Source organism: Streptomyces nodosus (assembly GCF_008704995.1).
GTDB classification, from domain to species: domain Bacteria; phylum Actinomycetota; class Actinomycetes; order Streptomycetales; family Streptomycetaceae; genus Streptomyces; species Streptomyces nodosus.
In genome coordinates this window covers 2,662,432-2,678,574 of sequence record NZ_CP023747.1, presented here as the reverse complement: position 1 = coordinate 2,678,574, position 16,143 = coordinate 2,662,432, and the positions used below count along the sequence as shown (strand labels likewise).

Here is a 16,143-nt window from a genome sequence, read left to right as displayed (position 1 = left end):
TGTCGCCGCATCCATAGGGGGCATTGAGGCGTCTACACCGGTATGGACCTGGAGAAGACGCCGCCTCGGCAGCCCGGCGAGGGCTGCCTCACCGTGGCGATCCGCCTGCCCGTGCGGATCGTGGTGCTGGTTCTGGTGGTGCCGGTGCGGCTGTCGTGGGACGCGATGGTCGTCGGGGGACGGGTGCTGCGCGACAGCGTGCTGCGCCCGGTGGGCCGTGCCCTGGGGTGGCTGGCTCGGGCGGTGTTCGTATGGCCCTGGGTGATGATGTGGCGGTATGCCCTTGTGCCGCTCGGCAGGGGTGTCGCCTGGCTGGGTCATGTCCTGATCGTCGTACCGGCGTTGTGGATCCACCGTCGAGTGCTGACGCCGCTCGGGCATGGTGTCCTTCGGGTGTTGCGGGGGACGGGTGCCGGATGCGCCTGGGTGTACGCACGAGTGCTGACTCCGGTGGGGCATGCCGTCGTTCGGCTGCTCAGGGGGGTCGGGTACGTCCTTGTCGTCCTGGGCGCCGGGGCGTACACGGTGATGGCCTGGCTGGGGCGCCGGCTGCTCGTCGTGCCGGCGGGGTGGCTGTACCGCCGGGTGCTGACGCCTCTCGGGCATGGCGTCGTCCGGGTGTTGCGCGGCATCGGCGCCGGATGCGCCTGGCTGTACCGGACGGTGCTGACCCCGCTCGGGCACGGGATCGTCCGGCTCGCAAGCGGTGTCGCGTGGCTGGTGGGCATGGCCGTCACCGGGATCGGCGTCGCCCTGTACTGGACGCTGCGGGTGCTGCTAGTGGTGCCCGCGCTCGCCGTCGGACGGTGGATCCTGGCTCCGGTCGGCCGCTTCCTCCTGGTCGTCGGGCGGGAGATCGGTACCGCGATCGTGCATGCCTGGCGCGTCGCCGGGCACATCTCGCTCGTGGTGGGCCGGTTCCTCGCCGCCGTTTTCCGGAGGATCTTCGTGGAGCCGGTGCGCTGGGCGTACCGGACGGTGCTGACGCCCGTCGGGCACGCCCTGCGCGACACGGTCCTGCGGCCCGCCGCCGAGATCGCGCGCGGGGTCGGCCGGGCGACCCGGCAGGCGCTCGCCGGAGCGCGCGAAGCCGCACGTCAGGCCCGTGCCGACATCCGCCGCATGCTGTTCGGAGAGCCCCGCGAGCCACAGGCGGTCTCCCGCAGGGAACCTCAAGCGGGTGAAACACGTACTCTAGGTAGCAGTACGACCGCTCTCACGAAGGACTGAACGACACTGGGCAAGCGACAGCCCGAAGGCCCGCCGCCCGCACCCGCGGTGCAGCGCATCCGACTGCGCTACACCAAGCGCGGCCGCCTCCGGTTCACCAGCCATCGTGACTTCCAGCGTGCCTTCGAGCGTGCGCTGCGCCGAGCCGGGGTGCCGATGGCGTACTCGGCCGGTTTCACGCCGCATCCGAAGGTGTCGTACGCCAATGCCGCACCCACCGGCACGGGCAGTGAGGCGGAGTACCTGGAGATCGCGCTCACCGAGGCGCGCGACCCGGACAGGCTGCGTGACCTTCTCGACGAGTCGCTGCCCGCAGGGCTCGACATCGTCGACGCGGTCGAGGCCCGGACGTCGGGGCTCTCCGACCGGCTGACGGCTTCCGTGTGGGAGCTGCGGCTGGACGGTGTGGACCCGGCGGACGCCCGCCGCGCGGCCGAGGCCTTCGGCGCGGCCGGGACCGTGGAGGTCCAGCGCCGCACCAAGAACGGCGTCCGTACCTTCGACGCCCGTGCCGCGGTCGCGAGCCTGGAGTGCCTGGAAACGCACGGTTCGCCGACTGATAGGCCGAGCGACCGGCCTTGTGCGATACTGCGGCTGGTTGTTCGGCACGTGACGCCTGCCGTACGACCCGACGACGTCCTGTCCGGTCTCCGCGCCGTGGCCGACCTGGCGCCGCCGGTCCCCGCAGCGGTGACCAGGCTGGCGCAGGGGCTGTTCGATGAAGAGACCGGCACGGTGACCGACCCGCTCGCGCCCGACCGCGAGGCAACGGCGACCGAGCCGAAAACGGCCGCCACCACTGCCGCCGCGACGGCGCCGGTGTTGGAAGGATCCGCGTAGGGACGGACGTCGTAGCGCCGCCCTCGTACTCGGGAGCCACCTGGGTCGGGCAGCGCACCGACCAGAAGACTTTCGCCAGGCCGTACGCATCATGGCGTACGGAACCGGTGGGACAGGACACAGAGAGCTCCCGTGCGGCGCCCGCGCCCCGGACGGCGGCACCGCGCGATGCGCGAGCCGCGGACGTCACCGGCGAAACCGCCGGACCAGGCGCGGCGCCCGGGAGCCTGACGGGAGATACGCCCGCATGCTCGAACCGATCGAGCCCGCACAGGGTTCCGAATACAACACCCCCAGCGACACTCTGCCGCCGCGTCGCCGACGCCGCGCCGCATCGCGGCCGGCGGGACCGCCGGCCGCCACCACCGAGGCCACGGCCACCGATGCCGTGACCACCGAGGACACGGCCGACGAGACCGTGACCGGTACGGCGGCGGCCGAAAAGCCGGCCGCGGAGACCGCGCCGGCTGCCGAGGCCGTGGTGGCCCCTGGGGACGAAGAGACCGAGGAGACGGTGGCCGAGGCCGCTGTTCCCGAAGAAGCGAGGACGACGGCCGAGTCCGTCGTCGAGGAGCCCGCTCCGCGTCGTACGCGTCGTCGTGCCACGCGTCGGGTGTCGGCGCCCGCCGGGGCGCCCGAGACCACGGAGACGGCCGAGGTCGTGGTTCCGGCGGTTCCCGAGACGGAGGCCGTGGCGCCGGTGACCGCCGAGGCCGTTGTCTCCGAGGTGGTGGAGGCGTCCGAGCCTGCCGCCGAGGAGGCCGCCCCGCGTCGTGCGCGTCGTCGTGCCACGCGTCGGGTGTCGGCGCCCGCCGGGGCGCCCGAGACCGCCGAGGCCCCGGTGAGTGAGCCGGTCGAGCCGGCCCCCACGGCCGAGGAGATCCCCGCCGCCGAGGAGACGGCCACCCGCCGCACCCGTCGCCGGGCCACCCGCCGGGTGACCGCTCCGGCCGGTGTACCCGCAGCCGAGACCACCGAGACTCCCGAGGAGGCGCCTGTGAGCGCCGTCACCGAGGCCGCCGAGGCCCCGGCCCCCGCCGCGGCCGTCGTCGCGGCGCGCAAGGAGACCGAGCCGGTCGCCGAGGAGGCCGCCCCGCGCCGCAGCCGCCGTCGTGCGGTCCGCAAGGCCGCCGGTGGCTTCTCCGAGCCCACGCACCGGCCCGCCGAGGAGGCCGGCGACTCCGCGCGACGGCCCGTGCGGCCCGCGGTCGCCGTGTTCAAGGCGCCGGTGTTCACCGAGCCGATGTTCCAGACCCCGGAGCGGGCCGCCGCTGCCGCTGCCGCCGAGGCCGCGGAGCAGGAGACCGCCGAGGAGGAGAGCACCGCGCCGCGCCGCCGTCGTCGCCGCACCGGCGAGGAGGAGGCCGCCGCCGAGACGCCCGGGACCACCGAGGTGGAGGAGACCACCGAGGAACCGGAGGAGTCCGCCGAGGGCGAGGAGGCCGACGACTCGGAGGAGACCGGTTCGCGCCGTCGCCGTCGCCGCGGTGGCCGTCGCCGCCGTCGTGGGGAGTCCCCGGACGCCGAGGAGAGCGAGGAGTCCGAGGAGGCCGACGAGCAGGCCGCCCAGGACGCCGAGGACACCGCGGAGCAGATCGACGAGGACGCGGAGGACACGGCCCACCACGAGGACGAGGACTCGGGGTCGTCTTCCTCCAGCAGCCGTCGCCGCCGCCGTCGCCGCCGTCGGGCCGGTGACACGGGTACCGAGGCCGAGTCGGCGTCCGACGACCCGGAGCGCACCGTCGTCAAGGTCCGCGAGCCCCGCAAGAAGGACGAGCGGCCCGGTGACGGCACCGACGAGGTGCAGTCCATCAAGGGCTCCACGCGTCTGGAGGCCAAGAAGCAGCGCCGCCGTGAGGGGCGCGAGCAGGGCCGCCGCCGCGTCCCGATCATCACCGAGGCCGAGTTCCTGGCCCGTCGGGAGGCCGTCGAGCGTGTGATGGTCGTCCGCCAGAGCGGCGAGCGCACCCAGATCGGCGTCCTGGAGGACGACGTGCTCGTCGAGCACTACGTCAACAAGGAACAGGCGACGTCGTACGTCGGCAATGTCTACCTGGGCAAGGTGCAGAACGTCCTGCCCTCGATGGAGGCCGCCTTCATCGACATCGGCAAGGGCCGCAACGCCGTCCTGTACGCGGGCGAGGTCAACTTCGAGGCGCTCGGGATGGCCAACGGCCCGCGCCGCATCGAGTCCGCGCTGAAGTCCGGGCAGTCCGTGCTGGTGCAGGTCACCAAGGACCCGATCGGCCACAAGGGCGCCCGGCTGACCAGCCAGGTCTCCCTGCCGGGCCGTTATCTGGTCTATGTGCCCGAGGGCTCGATGACCGGCATCAGCCGCAAGCTGCCCGACACCGAGCGGGCCCGGCTGAAGACCATCCTCAAGAAGATCGTCCCCGAGGACGCGGGCGTCATCGTGCGCACCGCCGCCGAGGGCGCGAGCGAGGACGAACTGCGCAGGGACGTCGAGCGGCTCCAGTCGCAGTGGGAGGAGATCCGGAAGAAGTCGAAGAACGGCGGCAACGCGCCGACGCTGCTGTACGGCGAGCCGGACATGACCGTCCGGGTCGTGCGCGACATCTTCAACGAGGACTTCTCCAAGGTCATCGTCAGCGGTGACGAGGCGTGGGGGACCATCCACGGATACGTCTCCCATGTCGCCCCCGATCTGGCCGAGCGCCTGCAGCGGTGGACCTCCGAGGTCGATGTCTTCGCCACGTACCGGATCGACGAGCAGCTCGCCAAGGCGCTGGACCGCAAGGTCTGGCTGCCCAGCGGCGGTTCGCTGGTGATCGACCGCACCGAGGCGATGGTCGTCATCGACGTCAACACCGGCAAGTTCACCGGTCAGGGCGGCAACCTCGAGGAGACCGTCACCAGGAACAACCTGGAGGCGGCCGAGGAGATCGTCCGTCAGCTGCGGCTGCGCGACCTCGGCGGCATCATCGTCATCGACTTCATCGACATGGTGCTGGAGTCCAACCGGGACCTGGTGCTGCGGCGTCTGCTGGAGTGCCTGGGCCGGGACCGCACCAAGCACCAGGTCGCCGAGGTGACCTCGCTGGGCCTGGTCCAGATGACGCGCAAGCGCGTGGGGCAGGGCCTGCTGGAGTCCTTCTCCGAGACCTGCGTCCACTGCAACGGCCGTGGTGTGATCGTGCACCTGGACCACATGGCCGGCGCCACCGGCGGCGGCAAGCGCAAGAAGCGCGGCCGGGGCGGTGCCGAGCACGAGCCGGAGACGCACGAGGTGGCCGCCGAGGCCGCGGAGACCACCCCGGCACCGGCCGTCGTGGAGACCGAGGCCGCCGCTGCCGCCGAGGTCACGGCCCCGGTGGCGCTTCCGGAGCCCGCGTTCGCGCCCGACGAGGAGCTGTACAGCAGCATCGCCGAGGCCGAGGCGGCCGCTTCCCGCGGCCGTACGCGGCGCCGGGCCACCCGGCGGGCCTCGGCTCCGGCGGGTGCGCCGCGGAGCGAGGAGCGGGCACCGAGGTCCCGTAGGAGCGAGCGCGCCGCTCAGTCGCGTCAGAGCGCGGAGCCGGTGGCCGCCGAGGACCCGGTCGTCCCCGTGGAGCCGGTGCCTGCCGCCGACCCGGTTGTCGAGGCGCCGTCCGCGCCGGCCGAGGAGGAGGCCGCGCCCAAGGGCCGTACGCGCCGTCGTGCGACCCGCAAGGTGTCGGCACCGGCCGCCACGCCCGCGGAGGCCGTGGTGACGGTCGTCGAGCCCGAGCCGCAGCCGGCCGCGCCGCGGGCCGAGGCCGAGCCGTTGTCCGAGCCGGTCGCCGAGCCGTCCGAGGCTCCCGCCGAGGATGCCGCCCCCGCCCGCCCGCGCCGCCGTGCGGTGCGCAAGGCCACGGCGCCCACCTCGTCCGAGGAGACCGCCGTGGTGGTCGTCCCGGCGGCCGAGGCGGAGGCCCAGGAGCCGGTGGCGTCCGCGGCGGACGACGCCGAGGCGTCGGCGCCCGCCAAGAAGGCGGCCCGCAAGACCGCCAAGAAGGCGACGGCGAAGAAGGCCGCCACCAAGAAGACGACGGCCAAGAAGACCGCCGCCAAGAAGACCGCCGCGAAGAAGACGACCGCCAAGAAGGCCGCGGTCAAGAAGACGGCGGCGAAGAAGACGGCGGCGGCGGAGCAGACGCCCCTGCCGTCCGTCTCGGCGACGACGGAGGGCTGAGGCCGGGTTCCGGGCGTCCCCGCTTCGAGGGCGCCCTGAGCGAAAAGGCGCGGGGCACCGGTGGGTTCACCGGTGCCCCGCGCCTTGTGTCATGGGTGGCCTCGTGCCGAAGACGTCCGCGCCGTGCGGCTGTCGGCCCCCGGGGTCCACACGGCGCGCCCGGGACGCGGCCCGGACCCCGGTTTGACCCCTCAGGGCGGGCCTCGTAGTCTTAACCGTCGGCATGTCTCCAGACCTGCCACATCCCCGTAAACCTCTTCCTTCCGGACACGGGTCAGTGATTCGGGAGAGGCCGTCCGCGCTCTCGTGCCGGGCGGCTGGACTGCGGGGTGCCGTTTCCGAGCGAAGAGAGTGAGATCCGCGTGTACGCCATCGTGCGCAGCGGTGGTCGCCAGCACAAGGTTGCTGTCGGCGACATCGTTGAGGTTGACAAGATTTCCACTGCCCAGGTGGGCGACACGGTCGAGCTCTCGACCCTGCTCGTGGTCGACGGCGGCGCCGTGACCAGCGACCCGTGGGTGCTGGCCGGCATCAAGGTCCAGGCTGAGGTCGTGGACCACCACAAGGGCCAGAAGATCGACATTCTGCGCTACAAGAACAAGACCGGTTACCGCCGTCGCCAGGGCCACCGCCAGCAGTACACGGCGATCAAGGTCACCGAGATCCCCACGGCTGCGAAGTAAGGGACTGAGAACAGATGGCACACAAGAAGGGCGCATCGTCCACCCGGAACGGTCGCGACTCCAATGCCCAGCGGCTCGGCGTGAAGCGCTTCGGCGGTCAGGTCGTCAACGCGGGTGAGATCCTGGTCCGCCAGCGCGGCACCCACTTCCACCCGGGTGCGGGCGTCGGCCGTGGCGGCGACGACACGCTGTTCGCGCTGCAGGCCGGTGCGGTGCAGTTCGGCACCCACCGCGGCCGCAACGTCGTGAACATCGTTCCGGTCGCCTGACCCGAGCGTTCCACGAGTCTTCGCGGGCGATCGCGAAAACCTCGCGAGGCGGACCTCACTTCCCGGTCGGGAAGGCGGGTCCGCCTTTCGCTTGTTGAGCACCACATATTCCGTATCACCCCCGGCCACCCCGGCAGGGGCACCCCCAGGAGGCACCGAACCATGACCACCTTCGTGGACCGCGTCGAACTGCACGTCGCCGCGGGTAGCGGAGGCCACGGCTGTGCCTCCGTGCATCGTGAGAAGTTCAAGCCGCTCGGCGGCCCCGACGGCGGCAACGGCGGCCGCGGCGGCGATGTGTTCCTCACCGTCGACCAGTCCGTCACCACGCTGCTCGAGTACCACCACTCCCCGCACCGCAAGGCCACCAACGGCAAGCCCGGCGAGGGCGGCTTCCGGGCCGGCAAGGAAGGCCAGGACCTGGTGCTGACGGTCCCGGACGGCACGGTCGTGCTCGACAAGGCCGGCAATGTGCTGGCCGACCTGGTCGGGCACGGGACGTCGTACGTCGCCGCCCAGGGCGGTCGCGGCGGCCTCGGCAACGCGGCGCTGGCCTCCGCCCGCCGCAAGGCGCCCGGCTTCGCGCTGCTCGGCGAGCCCGGCGACCTCCAGGACATCGTGCTGGAGCTGAAGACCGTCGCGGACGTGGCGCTCGTCGGCTATCCCAGCGCCGGCAAGTCCTCGCTGATCTCCGTGCTGTCCGCCGCCAAGCCGAAGATCGCCGACTACCCGTTCACCACCCTCGTCCCGAACCTGGGCGTGGTGACCGCGGGCGCGACCGTGTACACCATGGCCGATGTGCCGGGGCTCATCCCGGGCGCCAGCCAGGGCAAGGGGCTGGGCCTGGAGTTCCTGCGGCATGTCGAGCGGTGCAGCGTGCTGGTGCATGTGCTGGACACGGCGACGCTGGAGTCCGACCGTGACCCCGTCTCCGACCTCGATGTCATCGAGGAGGAGCTGAAGCAGTACGGCGGCCTCGGCCGCCGTCCGCGGATCGTCGTGCTCAACAAGATCGACGTACCCGACGGCAAGGACCTGGCCGAGATGGTGCGGCCCGAACTGGAAGCCCGCGGGTACCAGGTCTTCGAGGTGTCCGCCGTGGCCCACCTCGGGCTGAAGGAGCTGTCGTTCGCCCTCGCCGACCTGGTCGGCAAGGCGCGCGCGGCCAAGCCGAAGGAGGAGGCGACCCGGGTCGTCATCCGTCCCAAGGCCGTGGACGACGCGGGCTTCACGGTGACCCGCGAGGACGACGGGCTGTTCCGGGTGCGTGGCGAGAAGCCCGAACGCTGGGTGCGCCAGACGGACTTCAACAACGACGAGGCCGTCGGCTATCTCGCCGACCGGCTCAACCGCCTCGGAGTCGAGGAGAAGCTGATGAAGGCGGGCGCCCGGTCCGGGGACGGCGTCGCCATCGGCCCCGAGGACAACGCGGTCGTCTTCGACTGGGAGCCCTCGGTCATGGCGGGCGCGGAGATGCTCGGCCGCCGCGGTGAGGACCACCGCCTCGAGGGCGTCCGTCCGGCCGCGCAGCGCCGCCGCGACCGGGAGGCGGAACGCGACGAGTTCGACCGTGAGTACGACGGATTCGAACCGTTCTGACGGACGTGTCGACCACCGAAAAACCGGCCGGGCTCGCAGCCCGGCCGGTTTTTCGTTCGCTCACTCCTCCTTGGCCTGTTCCAGCATCCGGTCCAGGACCCGCCCGGAGGCATGGCCGTCGTCGAGGTCGCAGAACAGATGGTGGAACCGCGCGAACCGGTCCTGGTACTCGGCGGTCACGCTGTCGATGTCCCGTATCGCCGTCACCAGTTCCTCGGACGTGGCGATCAGGGGCCCGGGCGAGTCCTTCTCGAAGTCGAAGTAGAAGCCACGCAGTGTGTCCCGGTAGTGCTCCAGGTCGTAGGTGAAGAACAGCATGGGCCGCTTCAGATGGGCGTAGTCGAACATCACGGATGAGTAGTCCGTGATCAGCATGTCCGCGAGCAGATACAGATCGGCGATGTCCGGGTACTCCGAGACGTCCCAGACGAAGCCGTTGCCCGCGCCGGGCACGGCGTCGACGACGTTGGAGTGGCGGCGGATCAGCAGCACATGGTCCTCGCCGAGACGCCGGCGGGCGTCGTCCAGGTCGATCCGCAGATCGAACTGGTACTGGCCGGCGCTGTGCGACTGGTCGTCCCGCCAGGTCGGCGCGTACAGCACGACCTTCTTGCCGTCGGGGATGCCGAGCGTCTTCCGCACCTTCTCCGCGATCTTGTCGCGGTCGGGCGAGTAGAGGTAGTCGTTGCGCGGGTAACCGGCCTCGAGTATCTCCCCGTCGTAGGAGAAGGCGCGCTTGAGGATCGGTGTGGAGAACCGGTTGGAGGAGACGAGCAGGCTCCAGTTCTTCGCCTCGAGCGCCAGCCGGTTCTGGTACTCGCGGTCGAAGTACAGGGTCTCGATGTCATGGCCGATCTTCTTGAGCATCGTGCCGTGCCAGGTCTGCACGACGACCTGACCGGGCCGGCGTTCCGCCCACTCGGGCAGATGCCCGTTGGTGACGATGTACCGGGACGTGGCCAGCGCCTCGAACCACTCGCGGCCCCACATGCGCACCCGGTCCGCGGTGGGCGGCAGGACCACCTGGCCGTCGCGCACGGCCCACAGGAACGTCAGGTCGCTGCCGCGGCGCAGCAGCTCCTCGTGCATGGCGCGCGGACTGTCGGAGTACTGCTTGCCGTTGTAGCTGAGGAAGAACACCTGGTCGCGCAACGGCAGCCGGCGGCCCGGCTCGTACACCTCGCGGCGCAGCTGGAGCTGGCGGTACGGGCCGCGCTCCAGGTCGCTCAGCTCGGACCGGCAGTTGAGCTGGGGGAAGCCGCCCCACCGGTTCTCGAACCAGTAGCGGCGCCCGTTCAGTTCGGTGTGCAGGGGGAACTGGGACAGGGCGAGCCGGTCGATGACGAACTCGGCGTCCGGCACCTCCTGGTCCCGGGCGCGCAGGATGAGGTTCCAGCGGCCGGCCTTGAGCGGCACCTGACCGGATCCGCCCATCACCGACGGGTCGAAGGCCGTGGTGAACGTGCCGTCCTCGGACCAGTCGACGGACGCCGTGCGCTCGTCGAAGCGCGTGCTCGCCTTGAGGATCAGATCGGCTCCGGCGAGCGCGAGGCTGCCGCGGCCCTGCACCACGATCCGCCCGTCCTCCAGGCGGATCCCGGTGATCACCGCGCGCCGTGTCCGGCCGATGATCTTCAGATAGCCGTTGTGCCCGGACACGAGTGCGATCTCCCGGTGGGCGCCCGCCTCGCCGAAGGAGGAGGGCAGGTCGAAGGAGAGGTCCTCGAGTCCTTCCCGCACCACACTGCTGAACTGGCGCTCGGTGCCGTCCTCGGCGGTGGCCAGCAGCACGGTGCTCCACTGGCGGCGCTCCGGCTGGGCCTGGTCGTCGACGGCGCTGTCGCCGAGGAGGGCCACGTCGGTGAGCGGGACACGGGTGAGGAAGGCCGTCCTGCCGTCCTGCTGTGTCACCTCGACGGGGTACTTGCGCACCTCGCCGCTCTTGGCGTGGAACAGGCGGAACACCAGCGTCTCGCCGTCCTTCAGCGGGACGCGGACGTCACCGCTGATCTCCACCGCGTCACCGTTCAGCCGACGGTCGGTGATCAGGGCGCGCACCTTCTCGACGCGCAGTTTGAAGGCGTCGCGCTCGACGGTCGGCAGCAGCCGGAAGTCCTCGTCGAGCCACCGGTAGGGCGGGTAGTTCGCGGCCGAGCCGCCGCGGGCCCAGACACCGCTGCGCCGCACCAGGCCGGAGGCGTAGACATTGATGCCGACGTGCCAGAGGCCTTCCTGCCAGGCGCCGCCCTTGCGCAGTCTGGCGGGGTCGAGGGCCAGCTCCCAGCCCGCCCAGTCGTAGTTGTACCGCTGCTGCCCGGAGTCGGTGGTGCACTCGGGCCGGTGGACGTTCCTGGTGGGCAGGAACGTGCGGCGGCGCGAACCGTGGCGCTTGAGCTGGACGACCTTGATGCTGCTCCGCTTGGCCGACACGTCGACCTTGTCGATCCAGGCGTCGCCGGACAGCAGCAGCTTGCCGTCCTGCCAGGCCACCGAGCGCAGTGGGGCGCGCAGGTCCAGGTCGCCGTCGATGCGCAGGGCCGCCTTGGGGAGCTCGAAGCCGCTCTCCTCCAGCGTGCGGAAGCTGGCGTACTTGCGGAAGGTCCCGGAGACCTCCACCGGCTCCCGGCGGCGCTGGGAGGCCAGCAGGGCGATCAGTTCCGGCATGGCGTGCTTGCGGACCAGGAGCCACTGGACCCGCAGGTCCGTGGGCAGCGACATGACGATCTTCGGGTCCACCAGGTCGAGATAGCGGTTGGTGGCTTCCAGGAAGGCCTCGTGGAACTCCGCCGTCGCGTCCGGCAGCACCCGCAGGAACAGTCTGAGGTCGTCGCGGAGCACCCGGTCGTCGTACTGGCGCTTGTACTCGGCGAACTCCGGGCCCGACTGGTGCGCGAGGTAGTCGCTGACCATGGTCACCGCGGTGACCCGGTCGCGGACGGCCTGGGGTTCCTTGCGGCGCTGGGTGATCGAGGGCGCCGACTCGCCCTCGCGCAGCCGCCAGAAGTACGTCGGCTCACCGATGATGTCGACGGCCTCGGCGCGGTAGTGCGCGGGCAGGACGACCGGGATGTCCTCGTGCAGGATGCCCTCGGGGAAGACGAGGGCCTCCTTCTCCCAGTAGGAGCGCCGGAACACCTTGTTGCAGGCGATGCGGTCGGCGATCAGCTTGGGGTTCTGGGATATGTGGGTGCGCTTGCGGGCCTCACCGGCGAGCATCTTCAGCAGCGGCACCTGCCACGACTTCTCGCCCTTGAGATGGAAGACATTGCCGGTGGCGAAGTCCGAGCCGGACTCGTCCAGGCTGGCGATCATCAGCCGGTAGGCGTCCGGCGGGATGACGTCGTCACTGTCGACGAAGGTGAGGAACTCCGCCTCGGCCGACATATGGGTGATGCCGGTGTTGCGGGCCGCGCCGAGCCCGGCGTTCTCCTTGCGGATGAGCGTGAAACGCCGGTCGCGGGCTTCGTACTCCGCGGCGATGGAGGCGGAGTCGTCCGGGGAGCCGTCGTCGACCATCAGGACTTCGATGTCCCGGAAGGTCTGCGCGGCGAGCGAGTCAAGGCACGCGGGCAGATAGCGCTCGACGTTGTAGATGGGGACGATGACGCTGAGGCGAGGGGCCATGGCTGTGGTGTGCTCCTTCCGGGGTCAGGCCCGCTCGACCAGTTCGAGTGCCTGGTCGGGGGTCGGTGTGTGGGGTCGCTCGGCGAACGGGACGAACGGCAGCGGGCTCTCCTCGCCGAGGAAGACGCGCCGTACCACTCGCTCGGCCGCATGCCCGTCGTCGAACTCGCAGAAGCGGCGGCGGAACGCGGTACGGCGTTCGGTGGCGTCCGCTCCGCCGTACTCCTCCGAGCCGAGCAGCCGGATCAGTTCGGCCTGTGAGGTGGCGACCACACCGGGCGGTTCCTCCAGCAGGTTGAAGTACGTGCCGCGGACCGCGGAGTAGATGTCCCAGTCCGGGGCGTAGATGATGATCGGCCGGTCGAGCACGGCGTAGTCGAACATGGCGGAGGAGTAGTCCGTGATGAGCGCGTCCGCGGCCAGGTACAGCTCCTCCACCCGGGGGTGCCCCGAGACGTCGACGACCCGGCCGCTGCGGCGCAGCTCGGCGACATGCGGCGAGCTGCCGTAGAAGTAGTGACCGCGGATCATCAGAGTGACGTCGGGACCGAGTTCATCGGCGAGCCGGGCGAGGTCCAGTGCGGGGGTGAAGCCCGGCTGGTACTCGCGGTGGGTCGGCATGTACAGGAAGGCCTTGGCACCGTCGGCGAGTCCCAGCGCGGCACGCGCCCGGCGCACGTCCTCGACCGTGGCGTTCACCAGGATGTCGTTGCGCGGGTAGCCGGTCTCCAGGGAGGTGTACGAGCAGGGGTACACGCGCTCCCAGACGGCGGTCGAGAAGCTGTTGGAGCTGAGGCTGAAGTCCCAGCGGTCGCATCGCTCGAGGAGCTTGGCGAAGTCCATGTGGGTGGAGGCGGGGTACTTCCGCTGATCCAGGCCCATCGTCTTGAGCGGCGTCCCGTGATGGGTCTGCAGATGGATCTGGCCCGGCCTCTTCACCACGGCGTCCGCGAAGTTCACGTTGTTGACGAGGTACTTGGCGCGCGCCAGGGCCGCCCAGTAGGCACGCGAGCCGACGGGGACGACGTCCACGCCCTCGGGAACCTGGCTCATCGCATCCGGCCGGACGGCCCACACCCGGCGGATCTGCGGTGCCAGCCGGGCGAGTTCGGCGTCGATCGCGGCGGGATTGCAGGAGACGCTGCGGCTCCAGTAGGCGGAGAACAGAGCGAGGTCCCCGTCGATCGGGAACCGGAGCCGGGACTGGTAGAAGATGCCCATCGCGCTGCGCCTGGACCGGTTGAGAGCCGTGCCCGCACGGGCTTTGACGGAGCGCCGGAGCTTGGCGGCGGCGGTGCCGCCCGCCATGGCCGCGTATGTGTTGTGCTCGAGGAACGCGTACTTCTGACCCTGGCTGCCGGCCGGCCGCTCGAAGCTCTCGGGCAGGCGCGCGCGGTAGTCCGCGGCGGCGCGCCGGAAGAACTCCGCCCTGGCGTTCCGCGGCAGACGGCCCGGGCGCTCCAGCACGGTCAGATAGTGGTCGGCCATCTTGCGGAACAACGGCACCCGCCACCGGGCGAGTTCTTCGTGTGCCTCGACGAAGTCGAAGACGCGGCCGTACTGGTCGAAGACGTCGAAGTGCTTGCGGCTGACGGTCTTGAGGATGTTGCCGCCCTCGCGGCGCTGCCGGTAGAGCACGCAAGTGCGGTCCAGTACGGCTATCCGCTCGGCACTGATCATCGAGCAGAACGTCCAGGGGGCGTCCTCGTAGTACCCGGGTGGGAAGGTGAGGCCGGTGCGCGTGATGAAGTCGCGGCGGTAGGCCTTGTTCCAGACGATCTGGAGCAGGTCGAGCAACTGCGGGCGGTCGGCGAGGCGGAAAACGTCCGGGCCCTCGGCCTCGAGCAGATCCGCTCGCTGATTGGGGCGGACCCGGCCGTCCCAATAGGTGCGCGCGTAGTCGTAGACCAGTATCTCGGGATCCCCCGTGGCCTCCAGACGATCGGATATCGCGGCCAACGCACCGTCGGACAACGTATCGTCACTGTCCAAAAACAGAATGTAATCGCCCTGGGCTTTCTCCAGTCCTGCGTTGCGGGCGCGACCGAGGCCCACATTTTCAGTGAGGTGAATCACATGAATACGGGTGTCTCTCTCCGCGTATTGGTCGAGGATGGCGCCCGAGCCATCCGGAGAGCAGTCGTCGACAGCGATGACCTCGAAGTCCGTGTAGCTCTGCCCGAGTACGGAGTCGAGGCACTCAGGTAGGTAACCCTGCACCTTGTACGCGGGGACAACGAGAGAAAGTCTGGGCATCCGTACAACCTGTTCCGAGAACTGACCATGTCTGCATGCTGACCGTGCTCCGGGGGGATGTGGGGGGGGAAGGGGGGATGGAGGGTGTCGTCGCATCAGGGTAAAGGATTCACGCGAAGTTTCCGTGGATGAGGTTGTGGACGTCCAGAGAGTGGCCGGTGCCCGACTGGCCTGATTTCCATGCCCCTTCGACCTCTTGATGAAAAGAGAAGGGCACTCCTGCGGTCAACGAAGTCGCGCTTTTTCGCCTTATATTCCATCTGTCGGATTCGACTTTCTTGCGTCGGCGGAAGAGTCTGCACGCAATGACCGCGACCTTGGAGGCATGAGGATGAGCTGGCTCGTCACCGGTGGAGCCGGATACATAGGCGCGCATGTGGTGCGTGTCATGCGTGACGGCGGTGAGTCCGTCGTGGTGTACGACGATCTGTCCACCGGCCGTGCGGACCGGGTGCCGGACGGGGTGCCTCTCGTCGTCGGCAGCGTCCTGGATCGTGATCTGCTGGAGCGGGTGATACGCGACCACGGGGTGACGGGTGTGGTGCATATCGCGGCCAAGAAGCAGGTCGGCGAATCGGTGGAGCGACCGCTTCACTACTACCGCGAGAACGTCACCGGCCTGCAGACGCTGCTGGAAGCCATGTCCGCGACCGGCGTCGGCGCGATCGTGTTCTCCTCCTCCGCGGCCGTCTACGGCATGCCCGATGTGGACCTCGTCACGGAGGACACCGCGTGTGCCCCGATGAGCCCCTACGGGGAGACCAAGCTCATCGGGGAGTGGCTGATCAAGGCGGCGGTCACCGCGTACGGGATGCGCGGCGCGTCCCTGCGCTACTTCAATGTGGCCGGTGCGGCGTCCCCCGAGCTGTCCGACACCGGCGTCTTCAACCTGGTGCCCATGGTGTTCGAGCGGCTGGAGGCGGGGGAGGCGCCACGGATCTTCGGTGACGACTACACGACTCCCGACGGCACCTGTGTGCGCGACTACATCCATGTGCAGGACATCGCCTCCGCCCACCTGGCGGCGGCACGGCGCCTCGAAGACGCCCCGAGGGGCACGGCTCTCACGCTGAACATCGGCCGTGGCGAGGGAAGTTCGGTGCGGGAGATGGTCGACCGCATCCTCAAGGTCACCGGCAATGAAGGCGTGACCCCGGAAGTGACGGATCGTCGTGCCGGTGACCCGGCCCGTGTGGTGGCCGCGGCGGACCGCATTCGCGGCGAACTGGGCTGGTCGGCCCGGCACGGCCTGGACGAGATGATCGAGTCGGCCTGGCAGGGGTGGCGGCACCACCGCCGGTGACACAGCGGCAGAACCGGCCTTCCGGAGGGGCGGCTCCTTCCCGGAGCCCTGCTTCCGGAGGGTCGGGAACGGGCCGTGCCGCCGCAGGACATCTCCCGTGCCTGTCCGCAGCGTGGACCAACGCACGGCGCACGGCCCCTTCGCGTAGATTCGGACGGGAAATCC

The 16,143-nt window shown here is 70.3% G+C and carries 9 protein-coding genes; 7 read left to right on the top strand and 2 right to left on the bottom strand.

Going from position 1 to position 16,143, the window contains the following annotated elements; genetic code table 11:
- Positions 1-42 precede the first annotated feature (42 nt).
- From CP978_RS12160 to obgE, 6 genes are all read left to right on the top strand, one after another.
- The gene (locus CP978_RS12160) at positions 43-1,230 is read left to right on the top strand and encodes a hypothetical protein (RefSeq protein ID WP_043440191.1); all 1,188 of its coding nucleotides are present in this window, start codon (positions 43-45) and stop codon (positions 1,228-1,230) included.
- A 48-nt stretch (positions 1,231-1,278) separates the two neighbouring features.
- Positions 1,279-2,070 carry a TIGR03936 family radical SAM-associated protein gene (locus tag CP978_RS12155; RefSeq protein WP_043440189.1) on the top strand — a complete coding sequence of 264 codons (792 nt, stop codon included), beginning with the start codon at positions 1,279-1,281 and terminating at the stop codon, positions 2,068-2,070.
- A gap of 247 nt (positions 2,071-2,317) precedes the next feature.
- Positions 2,318-6,244: an Rne/Rng family ribonuclease gene (locus CP978_RS12150; RefSeq protein ID WP_150478204.1), complete on the top strand. Its 3,927-nt coding sequence runs from the start codon at positions 2,318-2,320 to the stop codon at positions 6,242-6,244.
- Positions 6,245-6,606: 362 nt separating this feature from the next.
- On the top strand, positions 6,607-6,927 hold the full coding sequence (gene rplU / locus CP978_RS12145; protein ID WP_043440184.1) for a 50S ribosomal protein L21: 321 nt from the start codon (positions 6,607-6,609) through the stop codon (positions 6,925-6,927).
- Between the two features lie 14 nt (positions 6,928-6,941).
- On the top strand, positions 6,942-7,196 hold the full coding sequence (rpmA, locus tag CP978_RS12140) for a 50S ribosomal protein L27 (protein WP_043440182.1): 255 nt from the start codon (positions 6,942-6,944) through the stop codon (positions 7,194-7,196).
- A 162-nt stretch (positions 7,197-7,358) separates the two neighbouring features.
- Positions 7,359-8,795, top strand: coding sequence for a GTPase ObgE (gene obgE / locus CP978_RS12135; RefSeq protein ID WP_043440181.1), 1,437 nt, complete (start codon positions 7,359-7,361; stop codon positions 8,793-8,795).
- A gap of 60 nt (positions 8,796-8,855) precedes the next feature.
- Here the strand turns inward: obgE and CP978_RS12130 are convergent, their stop codons facing one another.
- Entirely contained in the window at positions 8,856-12,419 is a 3,564-nt protein-coding gene (locus CP978_RS12130) for a bifunctional glycosyltransferase/CDP-glycerol:glycerophosphate glycerophosphotransferase (protein WP_043440179.1), read from the bottom strand.
- A gap of 24 nt (positions 12,420-12,443) precedes the next feature.
- Positions 12,444-14,675, bottom strand: coding sequence for a bifunctional glycosyltransferase/CDP-glycerol:glycerophosphate glycerophosphotransferase (locus CP978_RS12125; RefSeq protein ID WP_043440177.1), 2,232 nt, complete (start codon positions 14,673-14,675; stop codon positions 12,444-12,446).
- A 331-nt stretch (positions 14,676-15,006) separates the two neighbouring features.
- Between CP978_RS12125 and galE the strand changes: the two genes are divergently transcribed.
- A complete protein-coding gene (gene galE, locus CP978_RS12120) occupies positions 15,007-15,978 on the top strand; it encodes a UDP-glucose 4-epimerase GalE (RefSeq protein WP_043440176.1) in 972 nt (323 codons plus the stop codon).
- Positions 15,979-16,143: the final 165 nt, after the last annotated feature.